The sequence below is a fragment of the Terrabacter aerolatus genome, assembly GCF_007991735.1.
GTDB classification, from domain to species: Bacteria; Actinomycetota; Actinomycetes; order Actinomycetales; family Dermatophilaceae; genus Terrabacter; species Terrabacter aerolatus.
Map to the genome: position 1 here is coordinate 307752 of NZ_BJYX01000002.1, position 23037 is coordinate 330788.

The following is a 23037-nucleotide window of genomic DNA, read 5'->3' on the forward strand; positions in this document are numbered from 1 at the left end:
GACGTCACGATCTCTGGACGAGGTCTGCCGTCACCGTCCGGCACGGTCACTGAACCGGTGGTCGTGCTCGCGGTCAAGGACATGACCACTTCTTGTCCGGTCCGGACAATGACCGGACACGGCGCTGGCCAGCGGCCTCTCGGGACGGCCGATATCCTTCCAAGGTTCCGCACCTGCGCGCGTGAGACTCGCCGTGCAGCCAGCACCACAAGAGGAGACCCGGTGGCCCTGCACATGTCGTCCCTGTTCCTGCGAACCCTTCGCGAGGACCCGGCGGACGCAGAGGTCCCGAGCCACCGCCTGCTCGTCCGGGCCGGCTACGTGCGACGCGTCAGCCCCGGCGTCTACACGTGGCTGCCGCTCGGACTCCGCGTGCTGCGCAACGTCGAGAAGATCGTGCGCGAGGAGATGGACGCGATCGGCGCCCAGGAGCTGCTCTTCCCCGCCCTTCTTCCTAAGGAGCCCTTCGAGGCCACCGGCCGCTGGACCGAGTACGGCGACAACATCTTCCGCCTGCAGGACCGCAAGGGCGCCGACCACCTGCTCGGCCCGACCCACGAGGAGATGTTCACCCTCACGGTCAAGGACCTCTACAGCTCCTACAAGGACCTGCCGCTGTCGATCTACCAGATCCAGACGAAGTACCGGGACGAGGCACGTCCCCGTGCCGGCGTGCTCCGGGGCCGTGAGTTCGTCATGAAGGACAGCTACTCCTTCGACGTCGACGCCGCCGGCCTCGACAAGAGCTACCAGCTGCACCGCGAGGCCTACGTCCGCATCTTCGACCGCCTCGGCTTCCACTACGTCATCGTCGAGGCGATGGCGGGCGCCATGGGTGGCAGCAAGAGCGAGGAGTTCCTCGCCACGGCCGAGGTCGGCGAGGACACCTACGTCCACTGCACGAGCTGCGGGTATGCCGCCAACGTCGAGGCCGTGCGCGTCCCCGCTCCCAGCCCGGTCGGGTGGGAGGACGTGCCGGCCGCGCACGCCGAGGACACCCCCGACACCCCCACCATCGACACGCTGGTGACCCACCTCAACGAGCGCTTCCCGCGGGACGACCGTCCGTGGGAGGCCGGCGACACCCTGAAGAACGTCGTCGTCACCCTGGTCAACCCCGACGGCACGCGCGAGCCGCTCGCGATCGGCGTCCCCGGCGACCGCGAGGTCGACGAGAAGCGCCTCGGGGCCCAGGTCGAGCCGGCCGAGGTGGAGGCCTTCACCGAGGCCGACTTCGCCGCCAACCCGGCGCTCGTCAAGGGCTACATCGGCCCGGGCGCCCTGGGTCTGGAGGGCTCGTCCGGCATCCGCTACCTGCTCGACCCCCGCATCGCCGAGGGGACCCGGTGGGTCACCGGGGCCGACGTCGCCGGGCAGCACGTCATCGACCTCGTCGCCGGCCGCGACTTCTCCGCCGACGGCACCATCGAGGCGGCCGAGGTGCGCCCCGGAGACCCGTGCCCCACCTGCGACCACACGCTCTCCGCCGCCCGCGGCATCGAGATGGGCCACGTCTTCCAGCTCGGCACGAAGTACGCGGAGGCGCTCGACCTCAAGGTGCTCGACCAGAACGGCAAGCTCGTCACCGTCGTCATGGGCTCCTACGGCGTCGGCGTCTCCCGCGCGGTGGCCTGCGTCGTCGAGGGCAACCACGACGAGTCGGGCATCATCTGGCCCCGCGAGCTGGCGCCCGCCGACGTGCACGTCGTCGCAGCCGGCAAGGACGAAGCCCTCTTCGTCAAGGCCGAGGAGATCGCCCGCGAGCTCGAGGTGCAGGGCCTCTCCGTCCTCGTCGACGACCGCAAGGGCGTCAGCCCCGGCGTGAAGTTCAAGGACTCCGAGCTCATCGGCATCCCGACGATCCTCGTCATCGGCCGCGGGCTCGCCGACGGCAAGGTCGAGATCAAGGACCGCCGCAGCGGCGAGCGACGCGAGGTCGCCGTCGACGACGCCGTCGCGGCCCTGACGGCCGAGGTCACGGCCGAGGTCGAGCGCTCGTGACGGCGTCGCCCCGGCCCGTCGAGGCGGTGGTCTTCGACTGGGGAGGCACGCTGACGCCCTGGCACGAGGTCGACCTCCCGCAGCAGTGGCGCGTCTTCGCCCGCACGGTCCACGGTCTCCCCGTCGAGGACCCGGCCATGCCTGCCGAGGACCTCGCCGAGGCGGACTCCCTCGCGATGCGCATCCACGACGCCGAGGAGCGCGCCTGGCGACGGGGACGCGAGACGCACGAGAGCGCATCGATCGCCGCGATCCTCGAGGCTGCCGGTGTCGACCCGGAGCACGACCGGCACCACCTCGCGCTCGCGGCCTACCAGCGCTTCTGGGAGCCGCACACCCACACCGACGAGCAGGTGCGCCCTTTGTGGGAGTCCCTGCAGCGCAAGGACATTCGCGTCGGTGTGCTGTCCAACACCATCTGGACCCGCGACTACCACCGTGAGGTCTTCGAGCGCGACGGGGTGCTCGACCTGCTCGATGCCGACGTCTACTCCTCGGAGATCCACGTCGTGAAGCCGCACCCCGACGCCTTCCGGGCGGTGTGCGAGGCCCTGGACGTCGTCCCGGAGCACGCGGTCTACGTCGGGGACCGGATCTTCGAGGACGTCCACGGCCCACAGCAGGTCGGGATGCGCGCCATCCTCGTGCCCCACTCCGACATCCCGGCCAACCAGCGCACGGCGGTCGACGCGCGCCCCGACGCCGTCGCCCACGAGCTGCTCGACGTCGCCGGCATCGTCGCCCTCTGGAACCACGAGGCCAGGGAGGCGGGTGAGGCGTGAGCGACCCCACGCTCACGACTCTGGCCCTGCTCGCCGCCGCAGCGTTCGTCGCCGGCTGGATCGATGCCGTCGTCGGGGGCGGCGGCCTCGTGCAGCTCCCGGCCCTCCTCATCGGCCTGCCCGGTGCCTCGCCTGCGCAGCTGCTCGCCACGAACAAGTTCGGCTCGATCTTCGGCACGGCGACGAGCTCGGTGACCTACTACCGCCGGGTGCGGCCCGACCTGCGCACGGCCCTGCCGATGGCCGCCGTCGCCTACGTCGGGTCCATCGGTGGGGCGCTCATCGGGCTGCACATCCCCAAGGCCGCCTTCAACCCGATCATCCTCGTGCTCCTCGTCCTCGTCGGCGCCTACACGCTCTTCAAGCCCGACCTCGGGTCCGAGTCGATCCGACGCTTCCACGGCGCCCGGCACACCGTCCTCGCCATGCTGACCGGCTTCGTCATCGGAGCCTACGACGGGGCGCTCGGCCCGGGCACCGGCAGCTTCCTCGTCTTCGCCCTCGTCGGACTGCTCGGCTACAACTTCCTCGAGGCGAGCGCCAAGGCGAAGATCGCCAACTTCGCCACGAACCTCGGAGCGCTGACCGTCTTCGCCCCCATGGGTCTCGTCATCATCAAGGTCGGCCTCGTCATCGCCGGGGCCAACCTGCTCGGTGGCTACGTCGGAGCCCGGACCGCGGTGGCGAGGGGGAGCGGTTTCGTCCGGGCGGTCTTCGTCCTCATCGTCAGCGCCTTCATCGTCAAGATCGCCGGGAGCCTCGTCGGCTGGTGGCCCTGACGGGTCCGGGTCACGCCGTGCCACGGGTGAGTACGTCGGCTCACCACGCGCCCGGCGCCCTCACCGTAAACTTCCGGCACGGCTCCACCGGGAGAGCGTCGCAGAGCCAGGGGAGGGGCAGGACAACATGTCCGTTCGCATCGCCGGCGTGAGCGCCCACGTCGCCGAGAACGCCCTGACGATCGACGAGGTCGAGGCCCGCATCAGCCAGTCCAGTGACGGGTTCCTCCCGCCCAGTGGGGTCCTCGGCCGCCTGACCGGCGTGCGGCGCATCCACCACGCCGGGACCGAGACCCAGGCGTCCGACCTCGCCGCCGCTGCGGCTCGCACCACCCTGGCCTCGCTCGGCCTCGACGTCGCCGACGTCGACCTGCTCGTGTTCGCGTCGGCATCACAGGACATGGTCGAGCCCGCCACGTCGCACATCGTGGCCGACCTGCTCGGGGGCCGCTGCCCCGTCATGGACGTCAAGAACGCCTGCAACTCGTGGCTCAACGGGGTGCAGGTCGCGGAGGCACTCATCGCGATGGGGCAGTACCACCGCGTCCTCGTGGTCACCGGTGAGATGCCGTCCCGCGCCGCCAGGTGGAGCGTGCGTGACGCGGCCCAGTTCGTCGAGTCGGTGCCCGGCTACACGATGAGTGACGCCGGCGCCGCGTGCCTCGTCGAGCGAACCTCGCCTGGAGACCGCGGCGAGATCCTGCACCGCTGGTTCACCGCCGAGTCGCGCCACTGGTCCGTGGGGCAGCTCCCGGCCGGCGGCACTCGCCACCCGCGGGACGTCGACAAGGGCTACTTCGTCATGGACGGCGCACGCCTGCGCCGGGCCTTCGACAGCGTCGACGTGGAGGAGATCCACCGGGCGCTGAAGTCCGACGGCCTCGGCGTCGAGGACTTCGTCGCCGTGGCCGTGCACCAGGTGGCGATGCCCTACCTCGACGTCTTCGCGGCGCGCCTCGGCCTGCGCCGGGACCTCGTCGTCGAGACGCTGCCCGAGCACGGCAACTGCGCCTCGGCCACCCTGCCTCTCCAGTGGCAGCAGGTCGAGCGACTCCATCTCGCCGAGCCCGGCAGTCCCGTGCTCCTCGTCGGACTCGCGGGCGGCATCAGCGTCGGCACGATCGCGGTGCGCTGGTGACCACTCCGGCACCGCTGGGGGCCGGTGGCGTCCGCCTCTGGGTCGTCGTCCCGGCCTTCGACGAGCGTGCCGGCATCGCTCGCACCCTCGCCGCACTGGCCGCCCAGCACGACCGCGACTTCCGGCTCGTCGTCGTCGACAATGCCAGCACCGACGGCACCGCGGCCGAGACCGAGAAGGCCTGTGCGGCATACGGACTCGGTGTCGTCGTCGTCATGGAGAGTCGCAAGGGCACGGGCGCGGCGTCCGACACGGGGGTGCGTCACGCGATCGCCCACGGTGCGACGCACGTGCTGCGTACCGACGCCGACACGCTGCCCGACCCGGGGTGGACCGCGGCCGGGCGCCGGGCGTTCGCAGCCGGGGCCGACCTCGTGACCGGTCCCATGCGGGCGCGCACCGACGAGGTGCGTCTGCGGCCGTGGGAGCGCGTCGTGCTGCCGGGCGTCATCGGTCTCTGCCAGACCTTCGGCAGGTTCCGCCCCAGCAACCGTGCGCCGGAGCTCAAGGGCCCCTACCGGATGAGCCCGGGCTGCAACATCGGTGTCAGCGCCACTGCCTACGAGGCGAGCGGGGGCTTCCCGCGCACGGCCATCGAGGAGCTCCACGAGGACCGCGAGCTCGTCAACCGGGTCCGTCGCGTCAGCACCCGCGTGGAGTACCACCGCGACCTCGCCGTGCACGCCTCGGTGCGGCGGTTGCGCGCCTACGGCCTGCGCGACACCCTGCGGTGGTACCTCGACCACGGCCACCACCCTGACGTCGTCGACGTCCGGAACATCGCGTGAGAGCCCTGGCGCGCGGGGACGCGGGGAGCCGCTGGGAGGCACGGCTGATCCGCTCGGCGCACCCCGTGGTGGCGCGGGTGGTCGACGCCGCGGTGTCCCGTCGTGGGGTGGTGCGCCTGCCCGGCGTGGGCGTGCTCGTGGCCGACCCGGCAGTCGCGCGGCTCGTGCTCACGGACGCGGACCGCTTCGCCAAGAACGGCCCCGGCTCGTCGGGCGCGCTCTGGACGCCGGTCCTCGGGGAGAGGGTGCTGCTCAACATGGAGGGGCACGACCACCGGGTGCTCAGGCGTTCGCTCACCGACCTCTTCTCGCCGCGCGTCGTGCGCGAGGTCTGTGACGCCACAGCCGGCCCGCTCGTCGAGGACGCCGCGGCCAGGCTGCGGCGAGGGGAGTCCCTCGACGTCGTCCGCCTCGCACGTGAGGTCTCGGCCGCCGTGATCGGCGAGGTGGTGGGTCTCGACCGGGAGGCGCCACCCTCCGTGCTGCTCGAGGCGAGCGACGCCATCGAGTCGATGGTCACGTGGCGCACGCGATCCTTCGACGACAGCGCGGTGGCGCGTGCCCGCGCCTCGCTCGCCGTGGTCCAGGATGCCGCCGAATCAGCCCACGCCGCAGGGGAGCCCGACACCGTCATGGGTCGGCTGGCACGTCGAGGCGCATCGCTGGCCGAGGCACGCTCACTGGCGGCCGCTCTCTTCCTCACCGGCACCGGCACCGTCAGCAGCGCGCTGCCACGGATCGCCGCGCAGCTCGCCGATGCCGGGCTCCTCGTCCCAGCCGGTGCCGCCTCGTGTCGTGTCGACGACGTCGTCACCGAGGGCCTGCGCATGACGACGCCCAGCCCGGCGACGCTGCGGCGGTGCATCGCCCCGACTGATCTCGGCGGTGTCGCCCTGGCTACCGACGAGCGCGTCGTCGTGCTGCTGTGGTGGGCCACCCGCCGCGACGGTGGCTTCGAACCGGGACGTCCTGCCACCGGCGACCTGCGCCACCTCTGGTTCGGCGCAGGCTCCCACTTCTGCCTCGGCGCGCCCCTGGCCCTCGCCGAGCTGCACGTGATGACCGCGATGCTCCTCGAGGTGGCGGCGGAGCAGGGACTCGTCGTGACCTCTCGACGGGCCGCCCGTCGAGTGCTCGTCCCGCGTTACGCGGAGCTGACCGTGCGCGCGCCGCGGGGGCGGTCGCCGTCCCGTGCGGCGCCTCGGACGGGTCGGGCAGCATGACCCCGACGGACGACCTCGTGACGGCGATCCTCGCCCGGGCCGCGGACGAGCCGCGCCGCGTGGCCATCCGCGACCATCGGCGCCGTTCCGTGTCGTTCGGCGAGCTCGCCGCACGCATCGACGGCGTCGCGGCGCACCTGACGTCGCACGGCCTCGGCGCCGGCGACGGCGTGCTGCTGGCCGTCCGGCCCTCACCCCGCGCCGTGGCCGCGGCGCTCGGGGTGGTCCGAGCCGGAGGTGTCGTCGTCGTCGCCGACCCGGGTGCCGGCGAGGCCCTCCTCGACGTCCGCCGCCGGACGGTCCCCGTGCGGGCCGCGGTCGCCGACACGGTCGTGCACTCCGCGACGCGAAAACCACTGTCGTCCATACTCGCTCGCCTGCCGGCCACGGCGGGGTTGCGCCTGCCCGACCTGTCGACGCCCGGCCTCGTGCACGTCGTGACCGGACCACGGCTGCCCGGGGTACCGCGTGGTGCCACGCGGTGGGAGCACCTGCCGCAGGTCGTCCCGCAAAGCGTCGCCGCCGACCCGGCCGCTGACGCGCTGGTCGTGTTCACGTCCGGCTCGACGGCGGCCCCCCGAGCTGTCGTGCACACCCTCGGCTCCCTCTCCGCCGGGGTGCGTGCGGCCGTCGCGGCCCTCGAGCTCGACGAGCGGGTCGTCATGCACACCGACCAGCTGATGATCGGCCTGCCGACGCTCGCCGCGGGCGGGGTGTGGTCGCTGCCGCCCGTCACGGCGTCGACACGAGCGTGGCTGCGGCAGGCCGCCGCCGAGCAGGCCACGCACGCGTATGCCGTCCCGGCCAAGCTGCTCGCCGCTGCCACCCACGGCCTGCCGCCCTCGGTCCGCCACCTGGCGACGGGAGGTGCGCCCGTCCTGCCCGTCACGGTGCGCCGGCTGGGCTCCCTCGCGCCCACCGTGGAGGTGCGGGCGGTGTACGGCCTCACCGAGGCACTGCCCGTCGCCGTCGCCACAGGAGAGGAGGTGCTCGCCTCTCCACCCGGGCGCACCTGTCTGGGACACCCCGTGCCCGGGGTGACGGTGTGCATCGAGCCACACGGCCCCGACGGGGTCGGTGAGATCGTCGTGCACGGGCCACAGGCGCGCCACCGACTGGCGGGGGAGCAGGCCGGGGCCGAGGTGCACACCGGAGACCTCGGAGAGCTCGACGGGGACGGACGGCTGCTGCTCGCGGGGCGCGCCAAGAACATGATCATCCGGGGGCAGGCCAACATCTATCCCGAGCTCGTCGAGCCGCTCCTGCTCGACAGCCTCCGCGACGTCGTGACCGATGGTGCGCTCGTCGGCCTACCAGATTCGGTCACGGGAGACGAGCGCGTCGTGCTCGCCCTGGTGCCCACCGATGCCTCCCGACGAACGGGGGAGGCGGCCCTCTCGCGTCGCGTGCACCGGGTGTGGCAGAGCCTCGCCGACGAGGCCTGGCGCCCGGACGACGTCGTCGCGGTCGAGGCGGTCCCGCGCCGGGGCCGGTCCGCGGCGGTCGACCTGGACGCCCTTCGATCGGTCCTCTCCTGCCGGCTCCCGACGGTGTCGGGATGAGGGTCGCCGTCACGGGCGCCAGCGGCTTCGTCGGCGGCGCGGTCCTCGACGTGCTGCTGTCGCGGGGCCACGACGTGCTCGCGGTCAGCCGCCGCCCCGTGGCGCCTCGGGCCGGCCTCGAGCACCGACGGTGGGACCTGACGACGGGTCCGCTCGCGGACCCTCCACCGGTCGACGTCGTGGTGCACGCGGCCGCCCACGTCGACGAGTGGGACCCCTGGGCCGTGCACGAGGCGGTCACCGTCGCCGGCACCCGCGCCGTGCTGACGACGTGGCCCGGCGCCCGGGTCGTGCTCGTGTCGTCGTGCAGCGTCTACCCCCTCCGGGCTTCCCGAGACCCGCGACACCTCCTGAGCGAGGACGTGCCACCGACCCGGCACCCGCTCTCGGCCTACCCACGTGCCAAGGCCGCCCAGGAGCGGCTCGTCCTCGACCGCGCCGGCGCGGTCGTGCTCCGGCCCCACGCGGTCCACGGCCTCGACGACCCGACGCTGCTGCCGCGGCTCGCGCGAGCCCGTCGTCGCGGACGGCTCGTGTGCCCCGGGGGAGCCGACACCCTCGTCCATCTCACGGACGTCCGCCTCCTCGCCGAGGCGGTCGCGGCAGCCTGCGAGAACCCCCGCAGCCCGAAGGTCGTCAACGTGGCCGACGCGCAACCCCTGCGCCTCGCGGCCGTCGCGGAGGGCGTAGCCGGCGCCAACTGCTGGTCCGAGCGCCCGCTCTTCACCGGGCCGCCCACCGCCTGGGCCGCGGCTCTCGCCCTCGAAGGGGCAGCCAGGCTCTCCCGCGCCTCCGCTCCTCCGGTGCTGACGGCATACGCCGTGTCGCACCTCGCGGTCAGCCGGGTCTTCGACACGACCCTGCTGCGGGAGCGGCTCGGCGTCGTGCCCCGCGCGACCGACCTCTCGCGCTGGCGCCGAACGGAGCGCGCAACGGTGGCCCCTGACTCACACCCGTGACATCCGTGTGACACAGCACACGCACAGGGTCGAGCACGAATCTCTGTGTCATGACCTCACTCGCCCTCCCCGAGAGCCGCGACCTCTCGGTGCCGGCCGCGTCGCGGCGTCAGGCCCTCGCCCCCACGCCCATCTGGTGGCGTGACGCGTCCGCCGTGTTCGCCTGGGGCGTCACGCTGTTCGTCGTCGCACTCTGGGTCGCCGGCGGAGGCCTGACGGCCTTCAGCACCCTCGGTGAGGGCCTGACCAACATCGGTCGCCTCACCGGTCTCGTGGCCTCGGTGCTCATGCTCCTGCAGGTGCTGCTCATGGCCCGCATCCCGATGGTCGAGCAGGCCTGGGGGCAGGACGAGCTGGCCCGAGTGCACCGGCTCGTCGGCTTCACCTCCTTCAACCTCATGATCGTGCACATCGTCCTCACGACGATCGGCTACAGCGCCGGCACCGACCTCGGCGTCATCGCCACCTTCGTCGACCAGGTGCTGCACTCGCCGGGCATGCTCCTCGCACTCGCCGGCACCATCGCGCTCGTCATGGTCGTCGTGACCTCGGTCAAGAAGGCGCGGGCGAAGCTGAAGTACGAGTCGTGGCACCTCCTGCACCTCTACGCCTACCTCGGCGCCGGCCTCGCGCTGCCGCACCAGCTGTGGACCGGCCAGGACTTCAAGGCGAACGTCACGGCCACCGTGTTCTGGTGGGGGCTGTACGCCTTCGCCCTGGTCGCGGTCCTCGTCTACCGGATCGGTCTGCCGCTCATCCGCTCGAGCCGCCACCGCCTCGTCGTCGCCGAGGTCGTCGCGGAGTCACCCACGGTGACCTCCGTCGTCATGACCGGTCGCCGCCTCGACCGGCTGCCGGTCCGCGCCGGGCAGTTCTTCCAGTGGCGCTTCCTCGACGGCGCCGGCTGGACGCGGGGCAACCCCTACTCGCTGTCGGCAGCGCCCGACGGGCGCTCCCTGCGCATCACGGCCGAGGCCGTCGGCGCCTCGAGCGCCCGACTCGCGTCGCTGCGTCTGGGCACGAAGGTGCTCGTCGAGGGCCCCTACGGTCGCCTCCACGCCGGGGTGCGCACGAGCGACAAGGCCGTGCTCATCGGTGCCGGCATCGGCATCACGCCGCTCCGTGCCATCCTCGAGGCGCTCCCGGCCGCCCCGGACGGCGTCGTCGTCATCTACCGCGTCGGCAGCCAGTCCGACATCGTCCTCGCCGACGAGCTGCTCGACCTGACGCGGGCCAAGGGTGGGCGCGTCGTCGCCGTCGTCGGCCACCGCAACCGCGAGCGCGCCAGCTGGCTTCCGGTGGACTCGCGGCACCTGACGGACGCCGAGGCCCTGACCCGGATCGTGCCCGACATCGCCGAGCGCGACGTCTACGTGTGCGGCAACCCCGCCTGGATGGACACCGTCATCGCCGCGGCCCACGAGGCCGGCGTGCCGGACCGGGCCGTGCATCACGAACGCTTCAGCTACTGACCCACCCCGACCCACATACCGACCCACATACCGACCCACGTCCTGACCCACTGCGACCACGCACCCGCGTCCGCACCACACGAAACGAGCCCACCGCCATGCGACGCATCGTCCTCTGGGCCATGAGCACCCTGACCGTGCTCGTGCTCCTCTTCAGCTACAGCACCTCCCGCAGCTCGACCACCCTCGTGGCCGCCGAGACCCGCACCGTCACGACGACGAGCAAGTCGTCCGGGAGCAACGGCTCCGGCTCGGGGTCCTCGTCCGCGTCCGCCACCGACTCGTCCGGCCAGCAGCCCACCGACACCTCGACGGGGACCGGCACCGCGTCGAGCTCGTCGAGCGGTGCCTCCTCCAAGAAGTCGACGTCGACGACCTCGTCGACCCCGAAGCCGACGGCCACGACGTCGGCGCCCAAGACGTACGCCGGCGACGCGATCATGACGCGCTACGGCAACGTCCAGGTCCAGATCACCGTCCAGAACGGCAAGATCACCTCGGCAGACGTGCTGCAGGTCCCGATGAACGACCGCCACGACCAGATGATCAACTCCTCGGCCGTGCCGGTCTACAACCAGGAGGCCGTGAGCGCGCAGTCGGCCCAGATCGACGTCGTCTCCGGCGCGACCTTCACGTGGGACGGCTACACCCAGTCCCTCCAGTCCGCCATCGACCAGGCCCACCTGTGAGGCAGTCTTGGACCAGGCGACGAAGGAGCCACCCATGAGCAGACCATCGACCCCCATCCAGCCCGGCGGGCCCGGACCACAGGGCCGGTCCGACAAGCCCGTCAAGCCCGTCCTCCCAGCCCTGTCTGCCCTGTCGACCCTGTCCCGTCCTCCGGCTGCGGAGGTGCCCGCCGCTCCGGCTCGGCGCGCCTGGGTGCAGCAGATCATGGGGATGCCGATCTCGATCCACCTGCGCGGCGAGGACGTCGACCGCCCGGAGGCGCAGGCCGCCGTGGCCGAGTCCTTCCGGATCCTGCGCGAGATGGACTCGATCTTCTCGACCTACCGCGACGACTCCGATCTCATGCGGCTGCGCCGCGAGGAGGTCCAGGTGTCGCAGTGCAGCCCACTCGTCGAGGAGGCGCTGCGCATCGGGCAGGAGGCCGAGGTCGCCACCGAGGGGGCGTTCACGACGTTGCTGCCCACGGGCGACGGTGACCTGGCGTTCGACCCGACCGGCCTCGTCAAGGGGTGGGCGGTCGACCGGGCCTCCGTCCCGTTGCTGACGCTCGAGGGAGTCTCGTTCTGCATCAACGCCGGCGGCGACATCCTCATCGGCGCGCACCCGGACATGCCGACCACGGGCGCCGGGGCCGTCATGTGGCGTGTCGGGGTCGAGGACCCGCTCGACCAGCAACGGATCGCCAGCACCCTCACCCTGGCGCGGGGCGCTGTGGCGACCTCCGGCACGGCCGCGCGAGGCGCCCACCTCTACGACCCTGCGGCGCGTGAGCTCGTCGGCCGGCCCGGTTCGGTCACCGTGACCGGTCCCACCCTGCTGTGGGCCGACATCTGGGCCACGGCCCTCTTCGTCGGTTCGCAGCGCACGAGCGAGGCCTTCGCCACCCGGGCGACCGACTACCTGTCGACGGCGCTCTGACCCCGTCTGCGCCGACACCAGCGGGCCGCGCCCGGGGGCAGGGAGGCGCGGGGCGCCGGGACGAAAGCCGCACTCCGCCAGCAACCGGGACGTGCTTGCGACTTTCTTGCGCAAACCATGCGCGGCACGCGGTTCGGGCCTTGCAGTTGGCCCGGCAGAGTCGTCCTCACCAGCAGGAACGGTCGGGGGACCGCCGGCTGGCACAGAGACCTTCGGGCGAGAGCCCGCCGATCCGGGGAGAGGAGCGCCATGACCGCCAGCGCCGTCACTGACCCTGCAGCGACGGAGCGCGGACACGGCGCCCGCCCCGGACGGCGGGCCCACTCGAGGACTCCGTTGGGGGGATGGATCCGGATCGGGGTGGGCCGGCCGGTGGGAGGCCGGCCCGCTCCGAACCAGCCGTCAGCAGGTGCCGCGCGCGGCCGTGCGTCCGCCGTGGCGCCCTGCGTCACCGGCGCCGAACGTGGCCGCTGAGCAGCTGTCGGGCCCGGTCTGTCACGGGCTCACGGCCGAGGAGCTCGATCCCGGCGCCCTGACGCGCCTCGCGTCCGAGCTGGAGAGCGACGAGCTCGCCCGGTCCATCGCGCACACCTACCTGCGGATGCTCGACGCTCGGCTCACCCGCGCCGCCTCCGCGCTCGAGCGTCGCGACGAGGTCGCGGCCATGGACGTGCTGCTCAGCCTGCGCGTCTCGTCCGCCACCGTCGGACTCGTGCGACTGGAGTCCGCCGTGCGCTGCGTCATCGACGCCGTGCGCCGTGGCGAGCACGAGCTGGCCAGGCAGCGGGGGGCGTCGATGCGCGGTCTGGCGGACGGCGCCCGACTGGCCCTCTGCTCGCACCTCGAGACGCAGCTCGAGGTGCGGCGTGACGCGCACCTCGAGCACCCGCACGTGGTGGTCCCGCACCTACGGCCCGTCGTCGACCGCCCACTCTGAGGAGCGCGTGCCGCCGGGGGCCACGGCGTCAGAAGGCGTCGGGCTCCTCCATGCGGTAGCCGACGCCACGCACGGTCCGGATCGGGGCACGCAGGCCGTCGGGACCGAGCCGGCTCAGCTTGCGGCGCAGGTTGCCGACGTGCACCTCCACGAGGTGCTCCTCGGACCAGCCCGGTCCCCAGAGGCTGTCGAGCAGCACGGCGCGGGACCACACCCGACGTGGTGCGCTGAGCAGGGTGCTGAGCAGGTCGAACTCGGTGCGCGTCAGGTCGACCTCCTGGTCGTCGACCGTGACGACTCGACCCTCGGGGTCGACCGCGATGCGGCCGTGTCTGACGAGGGAGTGGTCGGTCTCCGGAGGAGTGGCCTCCGCGGTGGCGACCGAGACCGGTGCTGCTGCCCCGTCGGGCGTCGCCGCGGCGGCGGACTCCGCGACCGTGGCCGAGCCCACGGTGCGCGGCCGGCGGAACATCGCGTTGACGCGGGCCTGCAGCTCGCGGGGGCTGAAGGGCTTCGTGAGGTAGTCGTCGGCGCCGATCTCGAGCCCCATGAGGCGGTCGATCTCGTCGGTGCGCGCGCTGATCATGACGACGTAGGCCTGGCTCACGTCTCGCACCCGACGGCACACCTCGATGCCGTCGAGGTCGGGCAGCCCGAGGTCGAGCGTGACGAGGTCCGGGTCGGTGGCGACGACGAGCTCGATGCCCGCCTGACCGGACGACGCGGTCGACACGTCGAAGCCCTGCATCGTGAGGCTGTGCGTGATGAGCTCGCGGATGTCGTCGTCGTCCTCGACGACGACTGCGGTGCGTTCGGAGCCCATCATGCGGTGATTCTTGCAGAATGCGAGGGTTTGGCCCGACAGATCCGCAGGATGGGCGGTTCGCGCCTCCGCCGATCGTCCACCCTAGGCCCGACCGAGCCGCACGAGCAGCTCGGTCGGGCTCGTCGTGGGCAGCTCGCAGACCATGTGGCGACAGACGTATGCCGCGGGGGCGCCGCCCACGAGGGGGCGGCCGGCGAGCAGCGCGATGCCGGGGGCGTCCGGTTCGCCCCGGAGGACGACGAGCCCGGGTGCCGGGGCACGGCGAGCAACCCGTTCGAGGTCGTCCGCCGCAGGCCCCGACCCGACGACGGCGACCTGGCGCGGACCTGCGACGAGGGCCTCCGCGACGGCGAGGGACCAGCCGCCGAAACGGGGCTCGCGGACAGCCAGCCCAAGTCCGGCCGCGGTGGCTCGGGCCCCGGCGTCGAGCGTCGCCGGGTCGCCGGTCACTGCGCCGAGCATCACGAGGGCCCCGGCGAGAGCGGACTGTCCGGACGGCTCCGCGTTGTCGGCCGCGCTGCGGGGGCGCAGGTAGAGCGCCTCGGCGTCCCCGGCCGTGTCGTGGAAGCCGCCGTCGTCGGCCGCGAAGTCCCGAGCCGCGTCCAGCACCGCGCGGGCGGCTTCGAGCCAGGGCAGGCGGCCGGTGACCTGGTGGAGCAGCAGCAGGCCCTCCGCGAGGTTGCCGTGGTCGTCGGCGACGGCGCGGGCCGTGCCGACCTCACCCCGGCGCGAGGTTCGCCGCAGCCGACCGTCGACGACGTGGACGTCGAGGAGGTGCGTGGCGCACCGGGCCGCCGCGGCCACCCAGTCGGGACGGTCGAACGTCGCACCGGCGTCGGCGAGCGCGGCGACGGCGAGCCCGTTCCACGACGTGACGACCTTGTCGTCGCGTCCCGGCTGGGGCCGCTGGGCGCGCGCAGCAAGCAGGCGTGACCGCACCCCTTCGAACCACACGGCGTCGTCGGGGTCGACGGGCAGCTGCAGGGTGGACGACCCGTGCTCGAAGGTCCCCTCCGTGGTGACGACGAGGAGCCCTGCGGCGCGGTCGGCGTCGTCCCCGAGGACCTCGCGCAGGTGGTGCGGCGTCCAGGCGTAGGTCAGTCCCTCCACGCCGTCGGCGTCGGCGTCCAGGGACGACGCGAACCCGCCCTCAGGGGTGCCGAGGTCGCGCACGACGAAGTCGGCGGTCTCCCGGGCGATCCGCTCGGCGAGGGGGTCGCGGGTCACCTTCCACCACGTCGTGCAGGCCCGGAGGAGCAGGGCGTTGTCATAGAGCATCTTCTCGAAGTGCGGCACCACCCACTGCGCGTCGACGGCATACCTCGCGAAGCCGCCGGCGAGCTGGTCGTAGAGTCCGCTGCGCGCCATCGCCTCCAGAGTCCGGGTCGACATGTCCAGCGACGCCTCGTCGCCGGTGCGGGCGTGGTGGCGCAGCAGGAACTCGAGCACCATCGACGGGGGGAACTTCGGTGCGCCACCGAAACCGCCTGCAACGCGGTCGAACTGGCGCGCCAGGAGGTCGACGGCGCTGTCGAGCGCAGCGGGCTCCACGGCATACGGTGTCGGCGGCCGGAGAGCGTCGGCGAGGCTCGTGGCGATGTGCGTACCGGAGGCACGCACCTCCTCCTCGCGGGTGCGCCACGCCTCGTCGAGCGCGCCGAGCACGGTGAGGAAGTGGTCACGGGGGAAGTACGTGCCGCAGAAGAAGGGCTCGCCCTCGGGGGTCAGGAAGACCGTCATCGGCCACCCGCCGTGACCCGTGGTCGCCGTGACCGCGGACATGTACACGGCATCGATGTCGGGCCGCTCCTCCCGGTCGACCTTGACCGAGACGAAGCGCTCGTTGAGGACCGCGGCGACCGCCTCGTCCTCGAAGGACTCGTGGGCCATCACGTGGCACCAGTGGCAGGCGGCGTAGCCGACGGACAGCAGGACGGGCACGTTGCGCCGACGGGCCTCGGCGAACGCCTCGTCGCCCCACTCCTGCCAGTCCACCGGGTTGTCGCGGTGCTGGAGCAGGTACGGGCTGGTGGCGGCTCCGAGGCGGTTGGGCATGACACCCACTCTCGCGCACGCCCGTCGCGCTCCGTGGACTGGTGCGTCACAGTGCGCGCTCACTGATACCCCCCGGGGTTACCGTCGAGGTATGGAAACGGGCGTTGACATCCCTGCTTCGCTGCTGCGCTGGGTCGCTGTCCTCGCGGTGGGGGGCGTGCTGGCCGGCTGCTCGACGACCGACGTCACGACCGGTCCCGCGGGCGGCATGGGCCCGATGGGTGGCGGCACCGCCGTGCTGCGGTCCGCGCCGGTGCCGGGCATCCGCATGGCGGCTCCGCTGACGTGCGCCGCACCCGTCGACCTGCCAGGCGAACGCGTCACGGTGACGCTGACCGACATGGGCATGTCACGCATGATGGGCGGCACCGCACCCAGGGGCGCCCGGATGTTCCTCACCGCACAGCCGGCGACGGTCCACGGCAGCCGGGTCAGCGTCGTCGTCGACAATGCGGGCTGGCGCACCCACGAGGTCGTCGTCCTCCCCATGGCCGCCGGCACCGTCGTCGGGCAGCGGGCCGTCGGGCCGGACGGGAAGGTGGACGAGAAGGGGAGCCTCGGGGAGGCCTCCCGCTCGTGCGCCGCCGGCCCCGGTGACGGCATCGCCTCCGGGTCAGTGGGCTGGGTGACCCTGACGCTGGCCCCGGGTCGCTACGAGCTCGTCTGCAACCTGCAGAACCACTACGCCGACGGGATGCGTCAGGAGCTCGTCGTCACCGGCTGAGTCGGTTGGACGGCTGACGGAGCCGCCTTCGCCACGAGCACGTCCCAGCGCACCCGCTTGGCCCGCCAGGTGAAGATCGCCAGCTTCGCCAGCTCCTCGAGGATGCGCGCGACGAAGATGCCGACGTAGCCGAGCGGCGTGTGCAGCCCGAGCAGCACCGCGAGCGGGAGCCCGATGGCGAAGGCGCCCACGACGTCGCCCATGATGACCCCGCGGACGTCGTTGGCGCTGGGCAGGACGCCGGCGCCGACGATCATGTTGCGCACCTTGACCACCTGGAAGGCGGCATTGATGAGGATGCCCACCCCTGCCATGGTGCGCACGTCGCGCCCGGCCTCGCCGAACAGGGCGTCGAGCAGCAGGACCGAGCCGGCGAAGAGCACACCGAAGGCGGCAGCCGTCCCGATGCCGGCGCGGGTGAGCCGCCGCACCCAGGCCATCGCGTCGTCGACGTCGCCCCGGCCGACCGATCGCCCGACGAGGGTCGTCGTCGCGCTCATGAGCCCGATGCTGCCGACGATGAAGACGCCCTCGAGCGTCGTGACGATCTGGGCGGCCGCGAGCGCCTCGTCGCCGAGCTTCTGGAAGACGACGTTGTAGAGGAAGGTCCCCACCGTCCAGAAGAGCTCGGTGACGCCGAGCGGCAGCGCGAGCACGAAGAGCGGCACGATGACGGCGCGCCACTGGCGCAGGCTGTCGGGCAGGCTCCAGCCGACGACACCACGCCGGCCGTAGGCCATCCACAGCAGGATGAGCGCCTTGGCGACCGCCGTGACGAGGGTGGCCCACCCGGCGCCGGCGACCCCGAGCGACGGGAGTGGGCCGAGCCCGACGACGAGGGAGTAGGCGATCACCGAGTTTGCGACGACGGTGACCATCGTCGCGATCATCGGGCTCGTCGGCCGTCCGGCCGAGCGGAGCACGCCGGAGAGGATCGCGCTGAGCATGACGGGCAGGGTCGCGAGCACGGTGAGGCGGAAGTAGTCGGTGCCCGCGGCCGCCACCGACGGCGAGGCCCCGACGAGCGACATGAGGTGGTCGGCGAAGAACCAGGGCACGAGCGAGACGACGACGCCGAGCCCGACCGCCACGAGCAGCGCTGCCGTGACGGTGTGGTCGAGGTCGCCGCGCCGGCCGGCGCCGTGCGCCCGGGCCACGAGGATGCTCACCGAGGTCCCGAGGCAGCCGAGCGTCACCGCGAGGATGAAGGTGAGGCTGTTGGAGAAGCCCACGGCCGCGATGGCGGTCGCCCCCAGGCTGCCGACGACGATCTGGTTGACGAAGTTGAGCACCAGCATGAGGACGAACTCCATGCTCACCGGCACGGCGATGCGCGCGATCTCACGGGCCGGCGTCGGCGGTGCCGATCGACGGTCGCGGGAGACGGGCATGGCAGGGCGAGGCATGCGAGTGCCTTTCGACAACGAGGTGGGGGAGCGCGTCAAGGCTACGGCGTGTCGGGCCGTGAGTCGAAACGATTTGACCGGCGCGCCCGCGTCGTGTCGTCGCGGCTGCGGAGGTCAGTCGTTCATCGCCTTGATGATCGTCACGGCCAGGCTGATGCGGTCGTGCGCCCAGGCGTCGTCGGCCGGGCTGTCCGAGAGCTGCTCCGCGGCGTCGAGGGCGTTGTCGGCCTCGCGCACGATCGTCCACGCCCGCGCCCGACCCTCGTCGAGCCCGGCGCGCTCGCAGATGATCTCGAGGCGACGTCGCAGCGACCAGCGCACATCGGACCCCGTGCCCAGCTCGTCGGCGCGGTTCCAGAGTGCGGGGGCCACCTCGAAGGCAGGGTCGCCGGCCATCGGCTTGGGATCGATGGCGAGCCAGGGTGACCGGTAGGCGGCGAGCACGTTGGTGTAGTGCAGGTCGGTGTGGAGCAGACGGTCCTCCGTCGCCGTGCGGTCGGTCAGCTCCCGGGCGAGCGCGGCCGCCTGGTCGAGGTAGCGCCGGGGGAGCACCGCGGGCGCCGCCCGCAGCTCGTCGGCCTGCCTGAGGGCGTATGCCGTGAGGCTGGGCACGCGTGGGTGCGGCGGGCGCCGCAGCACCGAGAGGAGGTCGCCGATGACGCCACAGGCGTCGTCGATGTCGACCCGGCTCAGGTCGCGGGTGTGCAGGCGCTCGAGGAGCATGGCGAAGCGGGAGGGGTCGGCGCGGACGAGGCGCACGGCGCCGTGCCCGTTCCACGTCTGCAGGGCCAGGTGCTCGGTGGCGGCCTCCGGGTGGGGCCAGGTGATCTTGAGGACGCCCTCGCCGCTGACCCCCACGACGTCGCGCCCGGCCCCGAGCAGGCGGACGGGGATCGCCACGGCACACACGCCGCTCGAGCTGCGGCCGATCGGCTCGAGCTCCCACTCGGCGAGCAGGTCGCGGATGAGACCCGGGAGCGCGTCGATCCAGTCGTCACCCGAGGCGTGCCCGTCCGGCTCGTAGGAGCTGACCGCATGGGCGAAGTGCGCCGGGATGAGGTCGTACATCGGGTCGTAGCTCATGCAGTGGCTCCCGGGAAGGCGGTCGGTGGCACGTTCCAGTCGGCCGCGACGGCCTGGACGTCGGCGCTCCAACGGGCGACGTCCTCGAGGGTGGCCGGGCTGGGCCGGGGTCCGGCGATCTCGGTGCCGGCCTCGACGGCGGCCGCGAGCGTCTCGGTGGCGAGGCGGCGTGCCTCGGCGGGGGTCGTGACGGGGTGGGGCAGCGCCCAGCCGGCCGGCGTCGTCGAGGTCGAGCCTGCGACGGCGATCTCGAGCCGCGTCAGGGCGTCGAGCGTGCGCAGGGCCGTCACCTGCTGGCTGCCGGTGCTCTGCGCCGCCACGACCTGGAAGGCGTAGACGAGGGGCTGGGTGCGCTCGATGATCGCGGGCCGGACGGGACTGGGTGCGGCGACGGCGACGTCACGGCCGAGCAGGGCGGCCCCGGCCAGGCGTTGGGACCAGGCCGAGAGCAGCAGCTCACGGGTGCCCGGGGTGGCGGTGCTCGCGGCGACCCAGTCCTCCTGGCCGATCGAGTCGAGCAGAGTGGCGAGCTCCCGGCTGGTACGGGGGAGTGACGGTGCCGACGGGGCCGTGGAACGGCTCGGCGTGGGCGTCCCGGTCGCGCTCGTGGTGGCGCTCGGGTTCGACGACGAGGGGGTCGACGCGGAGGAGGCCGGCAGCGGGCCGCGGGCCAGGGCCGCGTCGATGACCGCCGTGGGCACCCCTGCGTTCGTCAGTCGTCCGCGCAGGACGGTGAGCTGCTCACGGTTGACCGAGCGCAGCTGCCGGACGAGAGGCCCTGCGTCCGGGCCGGCGAGCGCCGCGGTCTCGGCCCTGACGACGTGGTCGAGGTCGACCACGGCCGACAGGAGAAGGGCCTCGTCGGGCGCCGGGCGTCGGGTGGGGACGGGCGGAGGCGGCGGGGGGACGTCCAGCCGCAGCCCCCGGTCGACGAGGAGTGCGAGGACGGCGGCGCCCGCCCCGAGCGCGAAGAGACGGCGAGAGGGACGGCCCATGCCGTCCCCCACCCGTGACCCGAGCCCACGGGTGTCGCCGTCCATGCCGAGATCTTCGCACGCGAGCGGCGGTCGGCGACGACACCCGGGCGCCGATAGAGTGGAGGGCACGCGGCGCTCGTCCCTGCCCACGGGACGTCTGCGCCGGACATTCGAGAAGAGCAGGAGGCGTCGACTGATGAGCACGGCCCAGGAGATCAGAGCGACGCTCGAGCCGGTGCTCGAGCCCCTCGGGCTCGTCGTCGAGGACGTCACCGTGTCGCCCGCCGGCAAACGCCGTCTCGTACGCGTGCTCGTCGACTCCGACATCAGCAGCCTCGACGTCGCCGACACGAGCAGCACCGTGACGCCGCTCTCGCTCGACGCCGTCGCCGAGGCGACGCGCGCCGTGAGCGACATGCTCGACGACAGCGACGTCCTGGGTGAGACGGCATACGTCCTCGAGGTGTCCTCACCCGGCGTCGGTCGACCGCTCGCCTCGCGTGACCAGCTCCGCCGCCAGGTGGGCCGCCTCGTCGAGGTCGTCCACCAGGGCGGCACCGACACCGGACGACTCGTGGAGGTCGGCTCCGACACGCTCGTCCTCGAGGTCCCTGCCACGAAGAAGACACCCTCGCGCCGCCTCGAGCTCGATCTCGACACGGTCCAGCGAGGCACCGTGCAGGTCGAGTTCACCCGGCCCGGAGCCGCAGACACCGCCGCAGACGCCGCGGCCGCTGACGACACCACCGACACCGACGACTCGGACGACACGTCCGCCCTGGAAGGGGACCACTGATGGACATCGACCTCGCAGCCCTGCGCGCCCTCGAACGAGAACGCGACATCAGCCTCGACGTGCTCATCCCGGCCATCGAGCAGGCCCTGCTCGTGGCCTACCACCGCACCGACGGCAGCCAGCGCATCGCCCGCGTCGAGCTCGACCGCAAGACGGGCCACGTCATCGTCTGGGCGCGCGAGGAGGGCGAGCTGCTCCCCGTGACCGAGGAGGGCGAGCGCCCGCAGCGTGGCGAGCCCGGTCCCGAGTTCGACGACACCCCGGTCGGGTTCGGCCGCATCGCCGCGTCGACCGCCCGCCAGGTCATCGTGCAGCGCCTGCGTGACCTCGAGGACGAGGCCATCCTCGGCGACTTCAAGGGTCGCGAGGGCGACGTGATCTCGGGCATCATCCAGCAGAGCCAGGACCCGCGGAACGTCCTCGTCGACTTCGGCACGGTCGAGGGCATCCTGCCCCTCGCCGAGCAGGTGCCCGGCGAGCGCTACGTCCACGGGGAGCGCCTGCGCTGCTTCGTCGTCAGCGTCAAGCGCGGGCCGAAGGGGCCGCAGGTCGGCCTGAGCCGTACGCACCCCAACCTCGTCCGCACCCTCTTCAAGTTCGAGGTCCCCGAGATCGCCGACGGCACCGTCGAGATCGCGGCCCTGGCCCGTGAGGCGGGCCACCGCACGAAGATCGCGGTCCACAGCCGGGTCGCGGGGGTCAACGCCAAGGGTGCCTGCATCGGTCCGATGGGGGCCCGCGTGCGCGCGGTCATGACCGAGCTGCGTGGCGAGAAGATCGACATCGTCGACTACGCGGACGACCCGGCCACGTTCGTGGCGGCCGCGCTCTCACCGGCCCGGGTGCAGTCGGTCGAGATCGTCGACGCGTCGGCCCGCGCGGCTCGAGTCGTGGTGCCGGACTACCAGCTCAGCCTCGCGATCGGCAAGGAGGGGCAGAACGCCCGTCTCGCCGCCAAGCTGACGGGCTGGCGCATCGACATCCGCCCCGACACCGACGCGGCGGGTGGTCCCGCCCCCCGTGGTGGCGACGACGCGGCCCCCGACGACGTCTGACCGGCGGTCCGGCGGCACCCGTGGAGCGGGTGACCGCCCGGACGCGGTAGACTTTCCTGTGGCCGACCGGACTGGACTCCGTGCTGAGCCGTCCCGCACCTGTGTGGGATGTCGAGGAATGGATAGCTGGTCGGCCCTGCTGCGAGTGGTCGCGGTGACGGACGAGCACTCCGGGGGCAACCCCCCGGTCACGCTTCGCCCCGACCCACGGCACCGGATGCCGGGACGCGGTGCATGGTTGCACCCGACCCCCGACTGTCTCGAGCTGGCAGTGCGCCGCAAGGCGTTCGGACGTGCCCTGCGCCTGCAGGTGGCGGTCGACGTCGGACCGGTGGCACGACACCTCGGGATCCAGCACCCGTAGCACGCATGGCGTCGCCCCCGTCGGGGGTCGCGCCGGATCAGTCAGAGATCAGTCAACGAACCACAAGGCGGGTTGAAACGCTATGAGCACCCGATGAGTACTCAGCGATGAGCAAGCCCCAGCAATAACCCACGGTTCGGCCACACCCTGTTCAGGCCGGACCAGGAACAGGAGAGATGTGGCTAAGGTCCGGGTCTACGAGCTCGCCAAGGAGCTCGGAGTCGAGAGCAAGACACTGCTCGCACACTTGAAGAGCCAGGGAGAGTTCGTCCGGTCGGCATCGTCGACCATCGAGCCCCCCGTCGTCCGCAAGATCATCGAGACCTTCCCCCGGGAAGGCTCCTCCGGCGGCGACAACAAGCCGGCGGCCCCCAAGGCCGCCCCCACCGGCGCGACTCCGGCCGCGCCCCCGAAGGCTGCTCCGGCAGCCGCGACGCCGTCGGCCCCCGCGCCGGCCGCCCCGGCTGCCAAGGCACCCGCGGCTCCGGCGTCGTCGACGCCC

At 72.6% G+C, this 23037-nt stretch carries 22 protein-coding genes; 17 read left to right on the forward strand and 5 right to left on the reverse strand.

Translation table 11 applies throughout. The features are described from left to right. Nucleotides 1-222 precede the first annotated feature (222 nt). The 12 genes from TAE01_RS03800 to TAE01_RS03855 all read left to right on the forward strand — a co-directional run bounded on the left by TAE01_RS03800 (nucleotide 223) and on the right by TAE01_RS03855 (nucleotide 13249). Nucleotides 223-2001, forward strand: a complete 1779-nt coding sequence (locus tag TAE01_RS03800) for a proline--tRNA ligase (RefSeq protein ID WP_147063535.1) — start codon at nucleotides 223-225, stop codon at nucleotides 1999-2001. Beyond that, on the forward strand, nucleotides 1998-2783 hold the full coding sequence (locus tag TAE01_RS03805; protein WP_147063537.1) for an HAD family hydrolase: 786 nt from the start codon (nucleotides 1998-2000) through the stop codon (nucleotides 2781-2783). The genes TAE01_RS03800 and TAE01_RS03805 overlap by 4 nt, the downstream gene beginning before the upstream one ends. Then, nucleotides 2780-3562, forward strand: a complete 783-nt coding sequence (locus tag TAE01_RS03810) for a TSUP family transporter (protein WP_147063539.1) — start codon at nucleotides 2780-2782, stop codon at nucleotides 3560-3562. Before TAE01_RS03805 ends, TAE01_RS03810 begins: the two co-directional genes overlap by 4 nt. A gap of 127 nt (nucleotides 3563-3689) precedes the next feature. Further along, on the forward strand, nucleotides 3690-4700 hold the full coding sequence (locus tag TAE01_RS03815) for a 3-oxoacyl-ACP synthase III family protein (RefSeq protein ID WP_147063541.1): 1011 nt from the start codon (nucleotides 3690-3692) through the stop codon (nucleotides 4698-4700). After that, complete coding sequence (locus TAE01_RS03820; protein ID WP_147063543.1) at nucleotides 4697-5488, forward strand: glycosyltransferase family 2 protein; 792 nt, start codon at nucleotides 4697-4699, stop codon at nucleotides 5486-5488. Before TAE01_RS03815 ends, TAE01_RS03820 begins: the two co-directional genes overlap by 4 nt. Beyond that, complete coding sequence (locus TAE01_RS03825) at nucleotides 5485-6711, forward strand: cytochrome P450 (protein WP_147063545.1); 1227 nt, start codon at nucleotides 5485-5487, stop codon at nucleotides 6709-6711. Before TAE01_RS03820 ends, TAE01_RS03825 begins: the two co-directional genes overlap by 4 nt. Beyond that, nucleotides 6708-8273, forward strand: coding sequence for a class I adenylate-forming enzyme family protein (locus TAE01_RS03830; RefSeq protein WP_147063547.1), 1566 nt, complete (start codon nucleotides 6708-6710; stop codon nucleotides 8271-8273). Before TAE01_RS03825 ends, TAE01_RS03830 begins: the two co-directional genes overlap by 4 nt. Continuing rightward, on the forward strand, nucleotides 8270-9232 hold the full coding sequence (locus TAE01_RS03835) for an NAD-dependent epimerase/dehydratase family protein (protein WP_147063549.1): 963 nt from the start codon (nucleotides 8270-8272) through the stop codon (nucleotides 9230-9232). Before TAE01_RS03830 ends, TAE01_RS03835 begins: the two co-directional genes overlap by 4 nt. 50 nt (nucleotides 9233-9282) lie before the next feature. After that, a complete protein-coding gene (locus TAE01_RS03840) occupies nucleotides 9283-10704 on the forward strand; it encodes a ferredoxin reductase family protein (RefSeq protein WP_147063551.1) in 1422 nt (473 codons plus the stop codon). Between the two features lie 98 nt (nucleotides 10705-10802). Next, nucleotides 10803-11393, forward strand: a complete 591-nt coding sequence (locus TAE01_RS03845; protein WP_147063553.1) for an FMN-binding protein — start codon at nucleotides 10803-10805, stop codon at nucleotides 11391-11393. A gap of 34 nt (nucleotides 11394-11427) precedes the next feature. After that, entirely contained in the window at nucleotides 11428-12312 is an 885-nt protein-coding gene (locus TAE01_RS03850) for an FAD:protein FMN transferase (RefSeq protein WP_147063555.1), read from the forward strand. Nucleotides 12313-12775: 463 nt separating this feature from the next. Beyond that, nucleotides 12776-13249: a hypothetical protein gene (locus TAE01_RS03855; RefSeq protein WP_147063557.1), complete on the forward strand. Its 474-nt coding sequence runs from the start codon at nucleotides 12776-12778 to the stop codon at nucleotides 13247-13249. A 28-nt stretch (nucleotides 13250-13277) separates the two neighbouring features. Here TAE01_RS03855 and TAE01_RS03860 read toward each other — a convergent pair whose 3' ends face one another. Next, entirely contained in the window at nucleotides 13278-14075 is a 798-nt protein-coding gene (locus TAE01_RS03860) for a response regulator transcription factor (protein WP_147063559.1), read from the reverse strand. A gap of 81 nt (nucleotides 14076-14156) precedes the next feature. Then, nucleotides 14157-16130: a thioredoxin domain-containing protein gene (locus TAE01_RS03865; protein WP_147063561.1), complete on the reverse strand. Its 1974-nt coding sequence runs from the start codon at nucleotides 16128-16130 to the stop codon at nucleotides 14157-14159. Between the two features lie 91 nt (nucleotides 16131-16221). Here TAE01_RS03865 and TAE01_RS03870 point away from each other — a divergent pair, with 91 nt between their 5' ends. Further along, nucleotides 16222-16854: a hypothetical protein gene (locus tag TAE01_RS03870; RefSeq protein WP_147063563.1), complete on the forward strand. Its 633-nt coding sequence runs from the start codon at nucleotides 16222-16224 to the stop codon at nucleotides 16852-16854. Here the strand turns inward: TAE01_RS03870 and TAE01_RS03875 are convergent. From TAE01_RS03875 to TAE01_RS03885, 3 genes are all read right to left on the reverse strand, one after another. Beyond that, a complete protein-coding gene (locus tag TAE01_RS03875) occupies nucleotides 16830-18260 on the reverse strand; it encodes an MATE family efflux transporter (protein WP_246111116.1) in 1431 nt (476 codons plus the stop codon). The genes TAE01_RS03870 and TAE01_RS03875 overlap by 25 nt on opposite strands. 114 nt (nucleotides 18261-18374) lie before the next feature. After that, nucleotides 18375-19343, reverse strand: a complete 969-nt coding sequence (locus TAE01_RS03880; RefSeq protein ID WP_147063564.1) for an aminoglycoside phosphotransferase family protein — start codon at nucleotides 19341-19343, stop codon at nucleotides 18375-18377. Beyond that, the gene (locus TAE01_RS03885) at nucleotides 19340-20383 is read right to left on the reverse strand and encodes a hypothetical protein (protein ID WP_147063567.1); all 1044 of its coding nucleotides are present in this window, start codon (nucleotides 20381-20383) and stop codon (nucleotides 19340-19342) included. Before TAE01_RS03885 ends, TAE01_RS03880 begins: the two co-directional genes overlap by 4 nt. Before the next feature lie 133 nt (nucleotides 20384-20516). Here TAE01_RS03885 and rimP point away from each other — a divergent pair, with 133 nt between their 5' ends. From rimP to TAE01_RS03905, 4 genes are all read left to right on the forward strand, one after another. After that, nucleotides 20517-21116 (forward strand): ribosome maturation factor RimP, encoded by a 600-nt coding sequence (gene rimP / locus TAE01_RS03890; protein WP_147063569.1) that lies wholly within the window; start codon nucleotides 20517-20519, stop codon nucleotides 21114-21116. Beyond that, nucleotides 21116-22171, forward strand: coding sequence for a transcription termination factor NusA (nusA, locus tag TAE01_RS03895; protein WP_147063571.1), 1056 nt, complete (start codon nucleotides 21116-21118; stop codon nucleotides 22169-22171). Before rimP ends, nusA begins: the two co-directional genes overlap by 1 nt. Before the next feature lie 103 nt (nucleotides 22172-22274). Further along, nucleotides 22275-22535: a YlxR family protein gene (locus tag TAE01_RS03900; RefSeq protein ID WP_281289262.1), complete on the forward strand. Its 261-nt coding sequence runs from the start codon at nucleotides 22275-22277 to the stop codon at nucleotides 22533-22535. Between the two features lie 178 nt (nucleotides 22536-22713). After that, on the forward strand, nucleotides 22714-23037 hold a 324-nt coding region (locus tag TAE01_RS03905; protein WP_186815023.1), incomplete at its 3' end, for a translation initiation factor IF-2 N-terminal domain-containing protein.

Bases quoted from the DNA above. Each gene is read 5' to 3' on its own strand.
- TAE01_RS03865 (WP_147063561.1), bottom strand. From the start codon at position 16,130: ATGCCCAACCGCCTCGGAGCCGCCACCAGCCCGTACCTGCTCCAGCAC.
- TAE01_RS03850 (WP_147063555.1), top strand. From the start codon at position 11,428: ATGAGCAGACCATCGACCCCCATCCAGCCCGGCGGGCCCGGACCACAG.
- nusA (WP_147063571.1), top strand. From the start codon at position 21,116: ATGGACATCGACCTCGCAGCCCTGCGCGCCCTCGAACGAGAACGCGAC.
- rimP (WP_147063569.1), top strand. From the start codon at position 20,517: ATGAGCACGGCCCAGGAGATCAGAGCGACGCTCGAGCCGGTGCTCGAG.
- TAE01_RS03840 (WP_147063551.1), top strand. From the start codon at position 9,283: ATGACCTCACTCGCCCTCCCCGAGAGCCGCGACCTCTCGGTGCCGGCC.
- TAE01_RS03835 (WP_147063549.1), top strand. From the start codon at position 8,270: ATGAGGGTCGCCGTCACGGGCGCCAGCGGCTTCGTCGGCGGCGCGGTC.
- TAE01_RS03885 (WP_147063567.1), bottom strand. From the start codon at position 20,383: ATGGACGGCGACACCCGTGGGCTCGGGTCACGGGTGGGGGACGGCATG.
- TAE01_RS03860 (WP_147063559.1), bottom strand. From the start codon at position 14,075: ATGATGGGCTCCGAACGCACCGCAGTCGTCGTCGAGGACGACGACGAC.
- TAE01_RS03845 (WP_147063553.1), top strand. From the start codon at position 10,803: ATGCGACGCATCGTCCTCTGGGCCATGAGCACCCTGACCGTGCTCGTG.
- TAE01_RS03830 (WP_147063547.1), top strand. From the start codon at position 6,708: ATGACCCCGACGGACGACCTCGTGACGGCGATCCTCGCCCGGGCCGCG.
- TAE01_RS03875 (WP_246111116.1), bottom strand. From the start codon at position 18,260: ATGCCTCGCCCTGCCATGCCCGTCTCCCGCGACCGTCGATCGGCACCG.
- TAE01_RS03870 (WP_147063563.1), top strand. From the start codon at position 16,222: ATGGAAACGGGCGTTGACATCCCTGCTTCGCTGCTGCGCTGGGTCGCT.
- TAE01_RS03815 (WP_147063541.1), top strand. From the start codon at position 3,690: ATGTCCGTTCGCATCGCCGGCGTGAGCGCCCACGTCGCCGAGAACGCC.
- TAE01_RS03880 (WP_147063564.1), bottom strand. From the start codon at position 19,343: ATGAGCTACGACCCGATGTACGACCTCATCCCGGCGCACTTCGCCCAT.